The organism is Chitinophaga sp. (genome assembly GCF_017745275.1).
Taxonomy (GTDB): domain Bacteria; phylum Bacteroidota; class Bacteroidia; order Chitinophagales; family Chitinophagaceae; genus Chitinophaga.
The window spans coordinates 108,663-127,189 of the sequence record NZ_JAGHZS010000003.1 but is presented as its reverse complement, the minus strand read 5'-3'; the positions used below and the strand labels follow the sequence as shown (position 1 = coordinate 127,189).

Sequence of the window (18,527 nt, the reverse complement as noted above, 5' to 3'; positions counted from 1 at the left end):
ACAGCTTTGGTGCGAACCACTAGAAGAGCCAAACCCCATTCATCATAGCGATGCCGCATGTGGTTTCAAAGGAGTTCACATAGTTATCTGGTGTTCTGTGCCACCATTGGCCCCACATCAGGCCGTTGGAGTTCCTGTAATTCCAGGCTTCGGCAGCATTGTAATTGAGCCAGGCAGCGTAGGTGCTTTGATAACTTTGATCATGCACAAACTTACAGGCCCAGCGGGCGAATATGGCCTTAAAGCCCTGGCAGTCGTCATTATCATATTCATCAGGCAACAATCCCTGTGCATTACACATGCTATTTTTCGTATAGTCCATCGCTTTAGCTCCCATGGCTTTGTAGCCACCGGAAGGGTAGGCATTGTGCAGCATACTGCAGGCGCCAATAAATGTACCCTGCGTATAGGTGCGCGCGCCTTCTGTAATGGTGCCTGCGGCATTTATAGCTCCCTTCACCTCACCGGTGCCGGAGGTATATAGCTTAGTGACCATCCAGTCGATGATTTGTTTGGCTTTGGTTTGGTAACTGATATCGCCGGTGGCCTGGTAGAGGTACATGGCGCAGATGGCTGCCGGTGCGTTTACACAGGCATTCTTGGTATTGTTGGCGGTGGTCCACCACAGCCCTCCTCCGAGGTTAGTGTCCCAGGCGCGGGCCCATACCATGTCAAAATTATTTTTAGCCATATCTTTCATGCCACCGTCATTAGTGATCTGGAAAGCACGGATACACATCAGCGCGCCCCATATCACATCATCATTATAAATGTTGGATGACCATAGCAACCCGTAAGCATCTCTCATACCATTGTACAGGTATACCATCTTGTTTTTCAGGTCAGCATCGTTGTTGATGTTATAGGCATCTATTAATGTTTCAATGGCTTCTGCCTGGCGCCAGAAATCCATCCGGCCTGATTGGGTAACGTCGGAATAATAGTACGCTTTAAAAGAAGGACCATAAGTACCGTACTGATGGTAGAACGCGTTATTATAGCATTGCATGGCCAGCAATGCTTCCGACTTCACCGGCTGTACAGAATTGATGGTCACCATCTTTGTTTTTGTTTCTGCAGACGCAGCATTGTTACTGGCTACCATTTCTTTTTTCTGGCATCCTGCCATGAGCAGTACCAGCAACAGGGTTACCATAGCATTGATGGGAGAAAGCGCTTTTGCGCACGAAGGAGTTTTCATGTTTTTCAATTTTGTGGAATAAAGAATAGTGTTTCGTGGAATAATGTCAGTGCCAGTCTTCAGATAAAGCCATTGATTAACTAGTAGCCACCATGGCGTGTTGGTTGTGCAGGCCATGCGGGCATATAACAGTGGAACCGGGTTTACACGGATATCCTATACCCGGAGGACAGGTATATAAAGCTGAATTCCCTACAAACAAAGAAAATATTTTTGGGGAGAAAGCTCTGCTACTCCTTTTGCAGGAGTAGCAGGTGTATATGCTTAGAACTTGTAACTGTAGTTAATATTAATGCGGGTGCCGGAGCCTTTAATAAAATTCTCATTTCTTGCATTCCACTGGGACGCAACGGTGTAATAGTCTTTATTAAATAAATTATCTACTCCCACCTGGACGCTACTATGGCCATCAATATTAAAATCAGAAAATAAACTAAACAAGGTAAACTGCTGCACCGGGCCTTTCCCGTAGGTATATAAGCCGGTAGCTGCATCCGGAGCAAAGCGGTCACGTGCGCCTGCCTGTAACATCTGAATACGCAGGTTCCATTGTTTTATTGGCTGGTAGCGGATGTACGCCGTTAACTTCGGTGGTGCAATTTTATCACCCAGGATATAGGCATCTTCTTTATCGTTATACTTCCCATTTTTGTTAGCATCTATTTTCCCTTCGATATAAGCATAAGAAGCGCCTGCACTTACATTTTCCAGGATACGTACGTCCGCTGCCAGTTCAAAACCATGAATTTTGATAGGCTCCCGTGCTATTTCAAAGCGCCCTTCTACCACTGTGTAGTTAGCGCCTAGCTTTGAGGTGCTGATATAATAGCTACCTTCTAATGCTACAGGCCCTATAGCACTGTTAAACCCGGCTTCGTAATTATTGGCAATAATAGCTTTTGTTTTCAACAGGGAAACAGTGCTTTCACTGGCGGTACGTAAAGTGCGCCCCAGTTCATTCACAGAAAAGCTTTGGGAGTAGCTAATAAACGGTTTGAAATATTTCAGTTCATTGTACCGCAACCCTGCATTAAACACCAGCGCACTATAACTAATGGCTCCTCCTTTTACACTTTTACCTCCTTCTGAGTATTGACCTGTTTTGGTGTTCAAAGAAATGATGGTAGTGTAATCAGGTACATCGATATTGATATTTTCATATCGTGCACCTGCTTTCAATACCAGGTGTTGCAGGAAAGTGGTTTTTAACTGTGTATAAGGCGCCAGGTTGCGCATGCTCATCTCAGGTACCCAAACTCTGCCATCTGTAAGTCTTTGCGCTGTTTTATCATTCAGTACATCTAACCCATATACCAGGTCGCCGGTAATATGTTTACCCGCCTGGAAGGGGGAAGACAAATTGATGCGTACTCCTTTTTTATCAGAAGAGATGGTTGACTGTCCTCCATCTTTAAAGGAATCTCCCCAGGAAAAAACGGTATAAAATTTCTGATAATATACATTGATATCGAGGTCGGTGTTTCCGATTATTTGCTGACTGCCGTAATGAACATTTACGTTATGATTATAGGGAGTGCCTTCAGGACTACCAGGGCGTGTACCTAAAATCCCGGTAGCAGCGGTATCGCGGTAGTGGCCTTTCTTCAGAATATAATCACTCCGTTGCTGGCTACCGAAAAAGTTATACATCACATCTAAGCGGTTAAGCTGGTTGATGGTATAACCTATTTTGGCATAGGCATTCCACAGTTGTGTTTCCCCTAAGCCATAGTCGGGAGAAAGCACTACGCCCCGGGCATCCTTATATACACCTGTTTGCTCATAATGACCGGATACTACGTAGTCCAGCTTTTTATAAGATCCTGACAGCAGTTGACCTGCCTGCCAGCCGGCAGTATGTTGTGCATTCTTCAACTGGGTATTAGCTCCAATAGTGGTTTGTCCGCTTAAAGACTGGCCAGGACTGGCTTTCTTTGTAATATAATTGATCAATCCTCCGTCGGCGCCGTTACCATAAATAGCGGTAGCGCCTTTTATTACTTCTACTCTTTCAATAGCAGAAGGATCTATACTGCGTATATCGCGTCCTCCATTTCTCAAAGGAGTAGATTGAGGAATGCCATCAATCATCACTAATATTTCCCGTCCCCTGAGTGTTTGCCCGGAGTTGCCGGTAGTATTACTACTGAATCCGAGCCCTGGTACCGAGTTTGCCAGGATGTCTGAGATATTATTGCTGATTCCTTTCTGAATAGATAAGTCTTTAGCGCCTATAATGGTGATGGAAGAGGGCACCTCATCCAGTGTTTCCTGCTTGCGGCTTGCAGATACTACAAACTCCTGCAGGTCGCCATTGGATGACAACGTGATTTCCTGACGGGTAGTATCATTAGGGAGAAGGGTAATGCTTTGTTCAACGCCTTTATATCCTACGCTGGTAACTTTAATTTTATAGGTTCCGGCTTGGGTCAGGGTGAGCATAAATGCCCCGGTTTTATCGGCTACCACACCCATTTTCGAGCCGGGGATACTGATATTTGCAAATGCCAGCTGGTCACCTGTTTCAGTTTTCACGGTTCCTTTTAAAACAGCGTGCTGTGCACTGGCCGGGAAGGTAATTCCTATCAAAACAGGAATTAGCAAAAATATATTGCGCATATAGGTTGATAAATTGAGCTGCAAAACTAGCAGTCATACGCTATCTCTATATTACGCAAAAGGGAAATAGATTGATCGAAAGCGGAATTTCGTGCAATTATAATTGCAGGCGGCTATTCACCAGCTGCACAATTTCTGAGTGGATGTCTGCAATAGAGCGCATTCCCTGTGCTTCATCTGCACAAACAATCCGGCTAATGCTGTCATCAGCCAGCAACATGGCTTCATACTCTTTCTTTACTGCTTGTTGCAGGGAAGTATCTTTTTCGTGGATATCATCTTTTCCCTGGAGGTATTCCCGGTTTTCATTAGCGCGTCTTTTTTCCAGCGCAGCAGAAACAAAAGAAAACGGTACATCGAGGTAGATAGAAAACTGAGGTTTGGGTATCTGGTTGTATTGATATTCAAAATCGTTGATCCAGTTACGCAGGTATGCTTTTTCCGCCTCACTGTGTAGTTTGGCGCATTGGAATGCGATGTTGGAAAGTACGTAACGGTCTACCAGCACAAAATAGCCATCACGAAGCCATTCATTGATGGTAGCCGCAAATGCTTTCCTGTCTTCTGCAAATAACAGGGCAACCAGTTGTGGATGCACATTCTTCACGTCACCGAATTCACCACGGAGAAATTTGGCAATCAGTTCTCCAAAAACGCCCTCATTACTGCGGGGGAAATGCACGAATTTGGTTTTCTCATTTTTAGATGCCAGGTATTGAGTCAGCAGTTCAATCTGTGTAGATTTTCCTGCACCATCCAAACCTTCTACCGCTATAAATTTGTTGCTTGCTATCATTGTAATCTGGCTGTTAAAAACGGGAAATTAATAAAAATCTCCTGTGCTTTTGATTTTCCGGATATGTACCGGGTATTAAACGGGGAAAGTCCGCATTACGGCGGACTTTCAGGCACGAAGGTAACAAAGTTTTGCTAAATTCAAATCCGGTCGGCGGTAATGGCATCGCCCAGGTGGATAGCGATATCGGAGAAATTCCGGTAAACTGTTCCTTGTCCGAAGCCATCTTCATTCATCACTCCGCCTTTGATTTTATTATTATAGAAGATTTTCTTTCCTACATAAATCGCTCTTTTCAGCAGGAAGTTTTCCCGCAGCAGATCAGAGCTGATGCGATTAAATGTTTCGCCATCATTTCCCAACAGGTGGTTATTATTTTTATAAGTCAATGTCTGAAACAGGCTACCATTTTCTTTATACAGGTGAAGTTCCTGGCTATCCTGTTTATAAATGCCTGTAAATCTTTTTTTCGGATGAAGTACACAATCGGTTAGTTTTCCGCTTACAAGTGTTTCCCCGGGAACATAAAAAATTTCAAAGGCATTATTTTCTTCCAGGTAAATAATAGCTGTTAACTCATCTGTTGTGGCCGAAACAAGTACTTCCTTTGTTTTCTTCGTGGAAAATCCATCTGCCATTCTCATGGTGTCGGTATGCGTGATTGCTTGTAAAAACGCAGGATCTTTAATGGTCACCCCTTTTCGTCCGTAGGCCTCCAGCCTGCATTTGAAGTCCTTATCTTCATAGCCGTAATCTTTTACTTTTTCATCATATCCGCGCAAGGCGTAGAAATCGGTTTGTTTTACGCATATCCTTCCCTGCACATCCCACCATTTTTTGTTGGCACCAATACGGGGTGGCAGCAGATAGATATCCGGATCCTGGTTGAACATGTCATTTACATATGCGGCAAACCCGGGACCGGTATAATTATCAGCGTCTATGCCGCACAGGATATCGCCGGTTGCCAGTCTGAAAGCCATATTCTTGGAATGGCTCATGTGGAAAAACTGTGGGTCTTTGGTGGCGAAATACACTACTCGCCCGGTATTGATTTCATGCTGTAATTCGGTGTGTATCCAGTCGTGTAAATCGTCTTTGGAGCCATAATCAAGCACTACAAACTCAAGGTCAGGATACCCCTCATTATCGGAGATATTACGTTTCAGTGTTTGTTTCAGATGCATGGTCCGGTTCATACATACTGTACAAAAAGAAATGCGGTGTTTCATGGGATGGTTACTTTAATGGTACGATGAGTGCCGGCTAATATAACAATGGAAGAGCAGGATTGTTTGCTGAAAAAAAGAGAGGCTGTGAAGATATGCTGTTCCTTACTGCTGCTAACGTTTTGTCTTTGAATCACTAGTAGAAAGGGGAAAATAATATGCGTAAAATACTAATTAAATTAGTATAATTGCTAAATAAATTAGCTTTAAATTTTATACCGATGCCCGAAAAAAAAGCAGATATCATTGCACAGTTGCAAAAAGATATCCTTCTTTTACAAGGGCTCAAACCAACATTAAACAGTGCTGCCGTAGATGTGGGGCTTGGGCCTATAAAGAATGCATTTCCCAATCATTCTTTTCCTACCGGCGCTGTGCATGAATTTATAAGTACGGCTGCAGAAGATGCAGCTGCCACTACAGGTTTTATCAGTGGATTAACCGGTTGTTTGATGGCAGGAGGCGGCATTTGTTTATGGGTCAGTACTTCCCGGACTATTTTCCCACCGGCTTTAATGAGTTTTGGTATTACTCCTGACCAGGTCATTTTCGTGGACCTGCAGCGGGATAAAGACGCCTTGTGGGCGATAGAAGAAGCGTTGAAATGTGAAGGGCTGGCTGCTGTTATCGGCGAAATAAGGGAACTTAGTTTCACCAACTCGAGGCGACTGCAATTAGCAGTAGAACAAAGCAGGGTAACCGGCTTTATTCACCGGCATCAGCCGCGTAGTGTTGGTACCACTACCTGCGTATCGCGGTGGAAAATTACCCCTCTCCAAAGCGAAGCAATAGACCATATGCCGGGAGTTGGCTTTCCCCGCTGGAATGTTGAATTGCAGAAAATCCGTCATGGCCAGCCAGGCAGATGGCAAGTAGAATGGTCGGCAGGCAGATTCCAGCCGGTACGGAAAGTTGCACCGGTATTGCCACAGCAACCTATCCGCAAAATTGGTTGATATGTCGCGGCGCTTTGTCACCATATGGTTTCGTCATTTGCTGACGGATTGGTTCACCCGCCGGCAACCTCACCTGCGCAATACACCCTTTGTATTGGCAGCCCCCGATCATGGCCGTATGAAAGTAACTGCAGCCAATGCCTCCGCACAGTTACATGGTATCCATGCAGAGATGTCTGTAGCCGATGCCAGGGCATTATTTCCGTCGCTCCTGGTATTGGACGACATCCCGGAATTACCGGTTAAACTATTGACGGCATTAGGGCATTGGTGCATCCGTTTTACTCCCATCACCGCCATAGACCCGCCTGATGGCCTTATCCTTGATGTCAGCGGATGTGCACATCTATGGGGTGGAGAAGCGCCCTACCTGGAAGATATCCTTTCCCGCCTTACCAGTTTCGGTTATCAGGTACGCGCCGGCATGGCCGATACCATTGGCGCAGCATGGGCCATTGCACGATATAGCACTACATCTCCTATTATCCCCCCCGGCGAACAAATGGCCTGCCTGCTGCCACTTCCACCCGCCGCATTGCGCCTGGAAAGCGCTGTGGTAGAACGCCTGCTGAAGCTCGGGCTATACCAGGTCCACAACTTCATTGCGATGCCCCGGTCCGCCCTCCGCCGGCGCTTTGGCCAGCAAATGCTCTATCGGCTTGACCAGGCGCTTGGACATGAAGAGGAAGCCATTATGCCCTTACAGCCTCCCGAGCCTTTCCAGGAAAGACTCCCTTGCCTGGAACCAATTCTTACCGCCACCGGCATTGAAATAGCCCTGCATCAATTGCTGGCAGCACTTTGTCAGCGACTCACCAGGGAAGGGAAAGGGCTACGTACCTGTGTTTTGAAATGTTATCGCATAGATGGAAACATCCAGCAGATAGCCATAGGCACCAACAGGGCCTCACATAATCCGGCTCATCTTTTCAAATTATTCGATAACAAAATTGCCACTATAGAACCGGCATTAGGGATAGAACTATTTATACTGGAAGCTACCCAAACAGAGGATATAACACCCGCCCAGGAAGCGCTGTGGACCAGCCACAGCGGCCTCGAAAGCATAATTGTAGCAGAACTGCTGGACAGGTTGACTGGCAAAATTGGTCCTGGCATTATACAACGTTATTTACCCGATCAGCACCACTGGCCGGAGCGTTCTATCAAACCGGCTGCCAGCCTGGAAGAGAAGCCAGATATCCACTGGAGAACAGACCGCCCCAGGCCCGTTCGCCTGCTGGCTACACCGGAAATAGTGGAAGTATCTGCTCCTATACCCGATTATCCACCGATGTTATTTCGCTATCGGGGAGAAATACACCGGGTTAAAAAAGCAGATGGACCGGAAAGGATAGAACGTGAATGGTGGCTGGAAACAGGTGAGCATCGCGACTATTACACCGTAGAAGACGAAGAAGGAAGACGCTATTGGATTTTTAGATTAGGACATTATGATGCGGATAAACCCCATCGATGGTTTATCCATGGCTTTTTTGCGTGATGAATGAAAAAGAAGAGATATGCATTACACCGAACTACAAATTACCACCAACTTTAGCTTCCTGCGTGGCGCCTCCCATCCGGAAGAACTGGTAGAACATGCCGCCAGCTTAGGTCATACTGCCATTGCCATCACCGATCATAATACCCTGGCAGGCATTGTTCGAGCACATGTAGCGGCAAAAAAGTTTGGTATCCGCATGATTCCCGCCTGTTGCCTGAATCTCCTGGATGGCCCTTCGTTACTGGCTTATCCTACTAACAAAGCTGCTTATAGTCGCTTATCCGGCTTATTAACCATCGGAAATTTACGGGCAGAAAAAGGCCAATGTCATCTATACAAAGCAGATGTATATCAACATGCACAGGATATTACATTCATTGTGCTGCCGCCGCCTGCCTTAAATACGCAATTCGATTATAACGCCGACTTCAAACAGGATCTCGCGGAATACCGTAAGGCTTTAAAGCATAACCTGTATCTCGCAGCCACACGCTCTTACCAGGGCGATGATACAAAAAAGTTATATCGTCTTTCCCAATTATCGGAAGCGCTGAACATTCCGCTGGTGGCCACCAACGACGTGCATTTTCATCATCCTGAACGCCGGCAGCTACAGGATGTATTAACCTGCATCCGGGAGAAATGCACCATTTACACAGCCGGCTACCGGCTACACGAAAATGCAGAAAGATACCTGAAATCACAGGCAGAGATGCAACGCCTATTCCGACAATATCCTGATGCTATTAAGCGTACACAGGAAATTGCCGCAGCATGCCAGTTTTCGCTGGATGAGCTAAAATACATTTACCCGGAAGAGTTGACCACAGAAGGACGAACCCCGCAGCAAGAACTGAGAATGTTAGCCTGGAAAGGCGCCAACAAAATTTATGGTAAAAAAATTCCACGAAAGATCATTAAGAATATCAAATATGAATTAAAATTTATTAATGAGATGGACTACGCACCGTACTTTCTGACGGTGTATGACATTGTAAGATATGCCCGGGAACAACATATCCTTTGCCAGGGACGTGGCTCTGCTGCTAATTCTACCATCTGCTTCTGCCTGGGCATAACTTCTGTGGATCCAACAAAATTTGACCTGCTGTTTGAACGATTTATTTCTTCAGCCCGTAATGAGCCCCCAGATATTGATGTAGACTTTGAACATGAGAGGAGAGAAGAAGTAATGCAATACATCTACAACAAATACGGGCGCGATAGAGCCGCTATTGTAGCTACTGTTACCCAACAACGCCATAAAGGCGCGATCCGTGATGTAGGCAAAGCTATGGGACTTTCAGTAGATATGATCAACCGCCTCTCCGGCGTTATTCAGCAAGACTACCGCGATACCTTCAGCAATGACCGTATCACCGAACAAGGGCTGAATCCCAATGATCCACATCTCAGCAAAGTACTGGAGCTCACTGACCAAATGATCGGTTTCCCCCGTCAGCTTGGTCAACATACGGGCGGTTTTGTGATTACGCAAGGAAAGCTATCAGAACTATGTCCTATACTGAATGCACGTATGGAAGACAGAACCAACATTGAGTGGAATAAAGATGATATCGATGCGCTGGGGTTTCTTAAAATTGATGTACTGGCCCTCGGTATGCTCACCTGTATCCGAAAAGCATTCGACCTTGCTAAAGCGCATTATAACAAGGAATACACGCTGGCAAACATTCCGCAAGATGATCCCGCTGTGTATGAAATGGTGAGCCATGCAGATACGATTGGTGTGTTTCAGATTGAGAGCAGGGCGCAGCAGTCGATGCTGCCTCGGTTACGGCCTAAAGAATTTTATGACCTGGTAATAGAAGTAGCTATTGTTAGGCCTGGGCCCATTCAGGGAGATATGGTGCATCCTTATTTACGGCGGAGGAATGGGGAAGAAGATGTCACTTACCCTGATAAACTAGAGCATATTTTAAAGAAAACCAAGGGTGTTCCATTATTCCAGGAACAAGCTATGCAAATTGCTATTGTTGCTGGCGGTTTTACTCCTACAGAAGCAGATGAACTCCGACGCAGCATGGCCACCTTCAAATCAGTAGGTACCATTACCAACCTTCGGGAAAAGCTGGTATCCGGTATGATAAAAAACGGATATGGAGAAGATTTCTCCAACCGCATTTTCAAACAACTGGAAGGCTTTGGTAGTTATGGCTTTCCGGAAAGTCATGCAGTAAGTTTCGCCTTGTTGGTATATGTTTCTTCCTACCTTAAATGTTACTATCCGGATGTTTTCGCCTGCGCATTACTCAACAGCATGCCGATGGGTTTCTATCATCCTCCGCAAATCGTAATTGATGCCCGCAACCACGGCGTAGAAGTAAGACCTGTAGATGTGAATCTATCTTTCTGGGATAATACACTGGAAAAAATCACGGACAAAAAACATGCGTTACGACTGGGCTTCCGGCAGGTAAAAAGCCTTCGTGAAGATGATATGCAAACATTCCTATCTGACAGAACCCAACATTACAGCAGCATTCCAGCCCTACGGGATGCTGGTCTTTCCTTAACTACTTTAGAGAAACTAGCCGATGCAGATGCCTTCAGATCTATGGGATTAGACCGCCGCCGCGCACTTTGGGAAGTATCTGCACTCCACGACCGCCCCACCGGCATGTTTACCGGGCAACCCTCCGACAGCGTAGCCGAAGCCAATATACAGCTGCCGGAAATGACCGACTCAGAACATGTAGTACATGATTACCACGCCACTACACTTTCTTTAAAAGCTCACCCTGTGAGCTTTATACGGGAGAAGCTGCAGCAACTTCATATCACTGCTAATAAAGACCTGGACAGTATCCTGGATGGTCAACCGGTAAAAGTAGCCGGTCTTGTATTGGTACGACAAAGCCCCGGCACTGCCAGCGGCGTTTGTTTTATTACCATTGAAGATGAAACCGGGTGTAGTAACCTGGTTGTTTTTAGAAAACCATTCGACAAATTCAGGAAAGAAATTGTGCAATCACGTTTACTCATGGTGGAAGGGAAGCTTCAACGCGAAGGAGAAGTAGTGCATATTGTGGTACAGCGATGTTATAATATATCGCGCTTATTACAACAGCTACTGCCCACCCATGTTGGCAATAAAACAACCGGAGAGCAGCAGCAGGAACAGAAAAAAGAGGTAACGCAGGGTAATATTTTTGCAGAGTCCAGGAACTTCAGATAAGTTCTCTTTCTATTATGAAAAAAACTATTTCCGGAACAGTGGCGCCAGGTTATAGCTCAGTCCCAGCTGCAGTTGCAGGGCCTTACTTTTATCATACAACGGCTGATAAGTGTTCTCTTTTTTATAAAGAGAACTAAAGAAATACTGGCCACCTAACATTACTTCCAGGTTAGGAACTATTTCATACCGGGCATTGAGGTGGCCGCCCAAAAGGAATTGCTTAGGTTCTCCTTTCTCTTCAAAAAAGGCTCCAGCTGCATGTCCGTTATTATTATACACCACCACAGTATTGGTATATTTTTTACCTACAAGATAATTTAAAATAGCTCCACCTTGGATAGAGAATTTATTGAATGTCACGCCAACATTGATAGGACGGGAGGTGAGGTACGTCAGCTTAGTATTTCCATAGTCGCTCGCAATATCTTTCAAATGAAAATCATTCTTGTAAAAGGATTGAGGAATATAAGTATCATAACTATAGTTCACCTGCATCACACCTAACGAAAGCGATAACTTCCACCGATTATTTAACTTTCTTCCTGCTTCTGCTTCTACCACAAATCCTACTTTTGATTTGGTGCTTGAATTCGCGTCCACCACGTAAATAGGGTTTTGGGAATTATTGACAATGATCACATCAGGTATATTAAATCCATTGGCAATAGCGATCCGGTTTTGAAAATTGGGAAGAATAGTAGTGTTGGCGCTGGCATTAATTTTCAGTTCATTTTTTTGGGCAATACCTGCCATACTGCAAAATACGAGCACCATTAAGGCGATAGGGAATTTCATTGTTTTTTCTAATTAAAAGTCTGAAATTTTACATTACATCTAAACTAGTTCATTAAGTCTTTGCTGGTTAATTTTTGCCTGAAATAAAGATAATTGATTATTTCAGTTGTTGCAAATAGACGATAATGACTACGCAAAGTTTAATTAACTCTCTTAAATTATTAGCAAGAAAAGAGGTTAAGATGGGGAGGGCTGAATAAGGAATGAATAAATGTCTAGTGCCAGCCGATGCGTTTATCAACGTATCGGCTGGTACTCGAGAATAAGTACACCTTTATCGGTCACTTGTGAATATTTCAATTCATATTTTTTCATTTCCCGGTTGTCATCAAAAATCCTTAATCCTCCGCCAATAGAAACAGGAAATACCATTAACCGCAATTCGTCCACCAGGTCGTGATGCAGCAATGCTTTAACGAGGGTGGCGCTGCCATAAACGAGGATATCACCGCCCTTCGTATTCTTTAACGCGGCTACTTCTTTGGCTACGTCCCGAAGAATATGACTGTTGTTCCATTCCGCTTTTTCCAGATGTTTTGATACCACGTATTTAGGCAGGTTATTTATCGGATCAGCAAACTCTTTACCTGTTTGATGGGGCCAATAGCCGGCAAATATGTCATACGTTTTTCTTCCCAATAGCAGCGCATCTACAGATGCCAGCTCTTCTACTTTGTATTTACCTGTTTCCGGTGCATTGTATAGAAATTGCCAACCGGCGTGAGGGTGAGTGGTTTCATTGCCACCAGGTGCTTCCATTACACCGTCAAGGGTGATGAATTCGGTAACGATAATCTTTCTCATGATCTTTTTTTTATAAAATTAGTAGAGATAGATTTTGGGGGCGAGGGGAGAATGAGACATTTTAGGGGAGAAATGCGTCGGTTTTATAGATATCCTAATACTTACAGCAATTTAAATATACATTAGCATATAAACAGGGAAAAATTACCAAATTATATCTGGAAACATCTACTTTTTAGCTTCCGGTAAAGCTACCCTGGTATTGACAAAACGATGTGATAGCTTACGTACTTGAGATTCCAAAATACAAAACGAGGATATCCTCTTCAGGCATCCTCGTTTCAATAACATAATAGCTCTGATTAAAAATGCACGGGTGCGGGAGCAACGTTTTTAACCGGCTTGGTACTTTTTAAATACGCAAAGATTGCAGCTGCATCATCATCGGTTAAACGGGAGTAATTCACCCAGGGCATTGGCGGCAGCAGGATACGGCCATTCTCACTTCCTTTAAACCGGCCATGACGCATCGCATTTTTAAAGGCATCCAGGGTCCAGTTACCAATACCGGTATCATCACTCGTGAGATTACCGGCAAAGCTAATTCCCCAGGGACCGGCAGCAGCAGTCATATCTTCATTGAATTGCGCAATTCCTCTTTTCGCCAGTGCAGTATCATAAGCGGCAACCGGGCGGTTGGCGGGATATCCAGATAACATAGCTTCAGGAATAATTTCAGGGCCTTTAGGACCAAGGCGCTTGGGCGAATGACAATCATTACATCCCATAATAGCTACCAGGTAATCACCTTGCTTTAACAGTTGTGCGGAATCAGTTGCGGGGGCTGTATTACCGGCATGTTCATTTTTCTCCGGGTTAGTGCCGCATGAGAAAAAAAAACTCGCCAATACCACAGCAGACATCAAAAACGCTAGTCTTGATTTAATCATAAGGGGGGCTTTAAATAATTGAAAATGAATACAAAATTATTTCTCCATCCTATGATTTTTATAGACATCATGTCTGAATGGCCTTTATAAGCTACTGAACAGCATTTTTTAACGCCTGAACCGGATCTACCTATTTTCCCATCCACTCTTTAAACTCGCCAGCCTTATCCCTGCTTACAACGGCATCTCCATCAAAAGAGGGCATTAATTGCAGCTCCAGTCGGTTGCCGAAAAAAAGCTCCACTGTTTGTATCGACCTGGTGGCCACCAAACAGGAGCGGTTAATGCGGAAAAAGGAGCCCGGCTCCAACATTTCTTCTATCTTATCAAGCGTATAATCTGCTATAAACTTCCGGTTCTCAAATGTTTTAAAGAAAGTGATCCGCCCTTCGCGGAAAAAATAGGCAATTTCTGTGGTTTCAATACTCACCATCTTCGCTCCCGATTTCACCAGGAAGCGGCTTCTATAATATTTAGGTCCTATTTTTTGCTGTAAATCACTTAGCAACCGGGTTACATCAATAGGAGAGGTAACCTGGCCCGCATACAACTTTTTTATTTGTACATACTTATCTAACGACCGTTGCAGATCCGCCGGCTCTATCGGTTTTAATAAATAGTCAATACTATTTACTTCAAATGCTTTCAATGCATATTGATCATACGAAGTCGTAAAAATGATGGGGCATTTAATCGTTATCTGATGAAAAATTTCAAAACTTTGTCCATCTGCCAGCTCAATATCCATAAAAATTAAATCCGGGGCAGGATTCTCTTTAAACCATTGAACACTCTCTACGATGCTTTTCAGCGTCGCTTCAATTTGTAACTCTTTTTCCGTATCTATCAACAGTTTGGACAAACGCTTAATCGCCAGGTTCTCATCTTCAATGATGACTATCCTCATATTTTGCTGGTTTTATTAATGGCAGTTTAACCGTAAAAAGACGGTCACTTATGTCGATTATTAGTTCTTGCTGAACTAATAACTGATACTTCTTTTGAATGTTTTTAAGTCCTATTTTATTAGATTCAATCACTCCTGCTTTCGGCTGCAGGTTATTACTCACTACTAACTGTCCATCCTGATCACTATACAACTCAATGATCAGTGGATGTGTTTCCATGAGTGTATTATGCTTTACCGCATTTTCAATCAGCATTTGTAGTGTGAGGGGAGGAATCAGATAATCCAGGTATTCATCCGAAATATGAATATCCAACTGGATGGCACTTTCATACCTTGTTTTCAGGAGATGATAATAAGAACGAACAAACGTTAGCTCCACTTCTACTGGCGTAAGTTCACGCTCGTTATTTTGTAACAAATAACGATATACCCGGCTCATCTCGCGAAGAAATTGTTCTGCTTTTTCCGCATCCTCCGTAATTAAGGCGGATAAAGAGTTTAAAGAGTTAAACAGGAAATGCGGATTTACTTGCGACTTAAGGTTATCTAACTCACTTTGTAAATATGCCTTTTTAAGATCCTCTGCTTCCAGTACAGAAGTTTTCCATCTTTTTAAGAGGAAGGTTGATTCAAATACTGCAGTAGCCAACATATTCAGTATTAAACCCGCAATCGTCATCTCCATAAACTTATCTGATTTATAGGGAACACCTGCAAGCTCGCAACATAATAATAGTACCAGGTAATTAATAAAGATGGTAATCGGGATAAAGACAGCCAGGGTTACCAATACTCGCCTGGTTGTTTGGCTGATCTCTGGGAAAAAACTCCGGATAACATAGCCAACATTTGAATGTATATACCAGGAAGATGGCCATATCACCAGGGTTACCATGATAGTAATCAAAAATATATGGAGGTCGTATATGTATGTTTTCCCCCAAATAATAAAGCCAAGTACAAAGTAATAAGGTAATACAATGAAAAGTACCCTTACATCATTGTTGGTAAGTTTGTTTTTAAGCAGTTGTGTAATAATATGGGGTTGACGTGCTGCAGACATACTTTTCAAAATAACTGGTTCTTACTCTTTTTCTTTATCTGTCAAAAAGGATTCAGTCAAAAAATCTACCATTAAAACATCAAATGTGACTGCTCAATCATTATCTCCTGTCTCCTGCAATCTTGCTTTAGTTTCTTTGCTTCGCTTTTACAACATTATCATTTTAACGTAGATATGAAACTTACATTAATCCTTGCTATTGTTTGTTGTTGTCTGTTAAACATCTCCTGTAAAAAAAATTCAGATAACAGCCTCCAAACAACTGCCAGAGCCGTAAAACGACCATTTGGCACCCCAAAAGGTGCTGCCATTGTTAAAAAAATTGGTCCCGAAGGCGGCAGTATTTCCACTGCCGATGGAAAGATCAGGATGATCATCCCTCCGGGTGCAGTTACTACATCGGTTGATTTTAGTATACAGCCCGTTACAAATACACTACCCGGCACAAAGCAGCCCTGCTACCGGCTTTTACCGGAAAATGTTTCTTTTACCAAACCAGTGACCCTTGTATTTACCTATAATGATTCAGACCTGGTTGGCACCAATATCAATCAACTAAGCTTAGCCTATCAGGATAGGGAGGGGTATTTTCACGTGGTAATGAACACTGAATATAATAAAGTCCAACACACCCTGACTGCACAAACAACTCACTTTAGTGACTGGACTTTCCTTGAAAGGATAAAGATAATAACTGATAAGGATATTATAAAACCCGGCGAAAAAGCACAATTAAAAATTATGACTTATGAAAACCTGGATGAATTTCTGGGGAGAGAAGCGACCATCGGAGATTTGGTAGAATATTATATCACGGCAAATATACCCCGCATAGAATGGGAGCTGGCCGTAGGAACCGGCGCTATACAGCCATCCGGAATAAATTGTACGTATACAGCGCCTCCAGCCATACCATCGCTCAACCCAATTTTCATCAGTGCCATATTACCCATATGGAATGCCAACACAAAAGACTATAGCAGCCTGGCTATGTTCACATTGCCCATTACCATTTCAGAAGATGAATTTGTGACTTATACCCTGGACGGCGTGATACATCAAAACAAAATTGGCAGCTGCATAGGTGAGTGCATGGTATTGGAAGCAGACAACTTTTTATTGCGCGCCGAAATGGATAACAGCGATGGCATTCTGATTCGCCTCCTGGGTGATTCATTTGGGACTAAAAGCTATCCTTACGGAGAAGAGGATGACAAAGCCTATATTATGTTCCAGGGCCCCGAAGAATGGGACTGGGCTACTAATATGCAGCCCTGTTTCAAGTGTGATGAACACTACTCATCCGGCAGTGTTACCATTACAAAATATGAACCCGTTGGAGGATATGTAGAAGGCCGTTTCACGGCTGAACTGTGGTATCAGAACGGAAGTTATAATCCCCCGAAAAAAGAAATCTCCGGCCAGTTCAGGCTAAAAAGGAGAATATGATGTTAGTGTTAGATGAATATCCATGTTGCGAGCCCCAAAAAATTAGTATCAACGACGCGTGGCCCCTTAGTCTTTGTTCTCAAAAACCTAAGATGATTGAAATGAAAAAAGGTTCAGTAATAGCTGAACCTTTTTGCCTGAAAAGCGAATACTTTAAAGAGGGATAGCGATTGACCTTGCAAGGTACCGGGCTTAAACATACGCCACCCAGGGGCACAATCTTTGATCGGTCCACAAATATGAGTAGCCAGATTTTTAACAGGTCAATTAATGTTGATGGGATCGATATCTTCTACCGGGAGGCCGGAGATCGTACAAGCCCATCCCTACTGCTATTACCTGGTTTCCCCACATCATCCATCATGTTCAAAAATCTGATGATCGCCTTATCAGACAGGTATCACATGGTGGCGCCGGACTTTCCCGGTTTTGGCTTCAGCGCTTTTCCGGCTAAAGATCAATTTGAATATTCATTTGCGAATATCTCCGCTTATATAAACAAGTTTACGGATGAGATCAATCTAAAGACATTCACCATTTATCTTCATGACTATGGCGCTCCTGTTGGCCTCCGGCTATGTGTAAATCATCCTGAAAAAATCGAAGGAATAATTGTCCAAAGCGGTAACGCATACGAAGAAGGTGTTCGCGGGATATGGGATGAAATGAGAGCTTATTGGGAAAACCCGACGCCTGAAACAAAAGAACAACTTTACGCATTCCTGAGTGAGGAAGGCGTGAAGTGGCAATACACGGCCGGATTACAGGAAGAATTGCTCCCCACTTTAAGTCCTGAATTATGGATGCTTGATTGGGAATCGATGAAAAGGCCCGGCAATATTGATATGCAATATGAATTGAACTGTGATTATAAGAATCATATAAAAATGTTCCCCGTCTTCCAGGAGTATTTCCGTGTTCATCAACCCCGCGCCCTCATTATATGGGGCAAATATGATCCGTTTTTTAACGTGGAGGAGGCTTTCTGCTACAAGAAAGATTTACCTGATGCACAGGTGTATATTCTTGATGGCAGCCATTGGGTGCTTGAAACAAATTTTGATGAGGTATTGCAACTGATCACCGACTTTTTAAAGCAACCATGATGA

The 18,527-nt window shown here is 43.8% G+C and carries 14 protein-coding genes; 5 read left to right on the top strand and 9 right to left on the bottom strand.

From position 1 onward, the window contains the following. Window positions 1–19: 19 nt before the first annotated feature. From J7623_RS10035 to J7623_RS10020, 4 genes are all read right to left on the bottom strand, one after another. Window positions 20–1,201, bottom strand: a complete 1,182-nt coding sequence (locus J7623_RS10035; protein WP_291919773.1) for a glycoside hydrolase family 76 protein — start codon at window positions 1,199–1,201, stop codon at window positions 20–22. A gap of 264 nt (window positions 1,202–1,465) precedes the next feature. Continuing rightward, complete coding sequence (locus tag J7623_RS10030) at window positions 1,466–3,820, bottom strand: TonB-dependent receptor (protein ID WP_291919771.1); 2,355 nt, start codon at window positions 3,818–3,820, stop codon at window positions 1,466–1,468. Window positions 3,821–3,917: 97 nt separating this feature from the next. Next, a complete protein-coding gene (gene tmk, locus J7623_RS10025) occupies window positions 3,918–4,616 on the bottom strand; it encodes a dTMP kinase (protein ID WP_291919769.1) in 699 nt (232 codons plus the stop codon). Between the two features lie 140 nt (window positions 4,617–4,756). Then, a complete protein-coding gene (locus J7623_RS10020) occupies window positions 4,757–5,848 on the bottom strand; it encodes a glycosyltransferase (RefSeq protein ID WP_291919767.1) in 1,092 nt (363 codons plus the stop codon). A 218-nt stretch (window positions 5,849–6,066) separates the two neighbouring features. On the opposite strand from J7623_RS10020, the gene J7623_RS10015 reads away from it, so the two are divergent. Genes J7623_RS10015 through J7623_RS10005 form a run of 3 tightly spaced genes read left to right on the top strand, consistent with a single transcriptional unit; the run spans window position 6,067 to window position 11,507 of the window. Then, entirely contained in the window at window positions 6,067–6,801 is a 735-nt protein-coding gene (locus J7623_RS10015) for an Error-prone repair protein ImuA (protein ID WP_291919766.1), read from the top strand. Between the two features lies 1 nt (window position 6,802). Beyond that, window positions 6,803–8,305, top strand: coding sequence for a DNA polymerase Y family protein (locus tag J7623_RS10010; RefSeq protein ID WP_291919764.1), 1,503 nt, complete (start codon window positions 6,803–6,805; stop codon window positions 8,303–8,305). A gap of 19 nt (window positions 8,306–8,324) precedes the next feature. Next, the gene (locus J7623_RS10005) at window positions 8,325–11,507 is read left to right on the top strand and encodes an error-prone DNA polymerase (protein ID WP_291919762.1); all 3,183 of its coding nucleotides are present in this window, start codon (window positions 8,325–8,327) and stop codon (window positions 11,505–11,507) included. Between the two features lie 24 nt (window positions 11,508–11,531). On the opposite strand, the gene J7623_RS10000 is transcribed toward J7623_RS10005, so the two are convergent. The 5 genes from J7623_RS10000 to J7623_RS09980 all read right to left on the bottom strand — a co-directional run bounded on the left by J7623_RS10000 (window position 11,532) and on the right by J7623_RS09980 (window position 15,969). Further along, the gene (locus tag J7623_RS10000) at window positions 11,532–12,302 is read right to left on the bottom strand and encodes a hypothetical protein (protein ID WP_291919760.1); all 771 of its coding nucleotides are present in this window, start codon (window positions 12,300–12,302) and stop codon (window positions 11,532–11,534) included. A gap of 237 nt (window positions 12,303–12,539) precedes the next feature. Next, entirely contained in the window at window positions 12,540–13,106 is a 567-nt protein-coding gene (locus J7623_RS09995) for a dihydrofolate reductase family protein (protein ID WP_291919758.1), read from the bottom strand. Between the two features lie 302 nt (window positions 13,107–13,408). After that, complete coding sequence (locus J7623_RS09990) at window positions 13,409–13,996, bottom strand: c-type cytochrome (RefSeq protein ID WP_291919756.1); 588 nt, start codon at window positions 13,994–13,996, stop codon at window positions 13,409–13,411. 130 nt (window positions 13,997–14,126) lie between these two features. Beyond that, complete coding sequence (locus J7623_RS09985) at window positions 14,127–14,903, bottom strand: LytTR family DNA-binding domain-containing protein (protein WP_291919754.1); 777 nt, start codon at window positions 14,901–14,903, stop codon at window positions 14,127–14,129. After that, window positions 14,884–15,969 carry a histidine kinase gene (locus J7623_RS09980; protein ID WP_291919753.1) on the bottom strand — a complete coding sequence of 362 codons (1,086 nt, stop codon included), beginning with the start codon at window positions 15,967–15,969 and terminating at the stop codon, window positions 14,884–14,886. The genes J7623_RS09985 and J7623_RS09980 overlap by 20 nt, the downstream gene beginning before the upstream one ends. Before the next feature lie 174 nt (window positions 15,970–16,143). Here J7623_RS09980 and J7623_RS09975 point away from each other — a divergent pair, with 174 nt between their 5' ends. Next, complete coding sequence (locus J7623_RS09975; RefSeq protein ID WP_291919751.1) at window positions 16,144–17,418, top strand: hypothetical protein; 1,275 nt, start codon at window positions 16,144–16,146, stop codon at window positions 17,416–17,418. Between the two features lie 239 nt (window positions 17,419–17,657). Continuing rightward, complete coding sequence (locus J7623_RS09970; RefSeq protein WP_291919749.1) at window positions 17,658–18,524, top strand: alpha/beta hydrolase; 867 nt, start codon at window positions 17,658–17,660, stop codon at window positions 18,522–18,524. Window positions 18,525–18,527: the final 3 nt, after the last annotated feature.

Bases quoted from the DNA above. Each gene is read 5' to 3' on its own strand.
- J7623_RS10030 (WP_291919771.1), bottom strand. From the start codon at position 3,820: ATGCGCAATATATTTTTGCTAATTCCTGTTTTGATAGGAATTACCTTC.
- J7623_RS09995 (WP_291919758.1), bottom strand. From the start codon at position 13,106: ATGAGAAAGATTATCGTTACCGAATTCATCACCCTTGACGGTGTAATG.
- J7623_RS10005 (WP_291919762.1), top strand. From the start codon at position 8,325: ATGCATTACACCGAACTACAAATTACCACCAACTTTAGCTTCCTGCGT.
- J7623_RS10035 (WP_291919773.1), bottom strand. From the start codon at position 1,201: ATGAAAACTCCTTCGTGCGCAAAAGCGCTTTCTCCCATCAATGCTATG.
- J7623_RS09975 (WP_291919751.1), top strand. From the start codon at position 16,144: ATGAAACTTACATTAATCCTTGCTATTGTTTGTTGTTGTCTGTTAAAC.
- tmk (WP_291919769.1), bottom strand. From the start codon at position 4,616: ATGATAGCAAGCAACAAATTTATAGCGGTAGAAGGTTTGGATGGTGCA.
- J7623_RS09970 (WP_291919749.1), top strand. From the start codon at position 17,658: ATGAGTAGCCAGATTTTTAACAGGTCAATTAATGTTGATGGGATCGAT.
- J7623_RS09985 (WP_291919754.1), bottom strand. From the start codon at position 14,903: ATGAGGATAGTCATCATTGAAGATGAGAACCTGGCGATTAAGCGTTTG.
- J7623_RS10015 (WP_291919766.1), top strand. From the start codon at position 6,067: ATGCCCGAAAAAAAAGCAGATATCATTGCACAGTTGCAAAAAGATATC.
- J7623_RS10010 (WP_291919764.1), top strand. From the start codon at position 6,803: ATGTCGCGGCGCTTTGTCACCATATGGTTTCGTCATTTGCTGACGGAT.
- J7623_RS10000 (WP_291919760.1), bottom strand. From the start codon at position 12,302: ATGAAATTCCCTATCGCCTTAATGGTGCTCGTATTTTGCAGTATGGCA.
- J7623_RS09980 (WP_291919753.1), bottom strand. From the start codon at position 15,969: ATGTCTGCAGCACGTCAACCCCATATTATTACACAACTGCTTAAAAAC.
- J7623_RS10020 (WP_291919767.1), bottom strand. From the start codon at position 5,848: ATGAAACACCGCATTTCTTTTTGTACAGTATGTATGAACCGGACCATG.
- J7623_RS09990 (WP_291919756.1), bottom strand. From the start codon at position 13,996: ATGATTAAATCAAGACTAGCGTTTTTGATGTCTGCTGTGGTATTGGCG.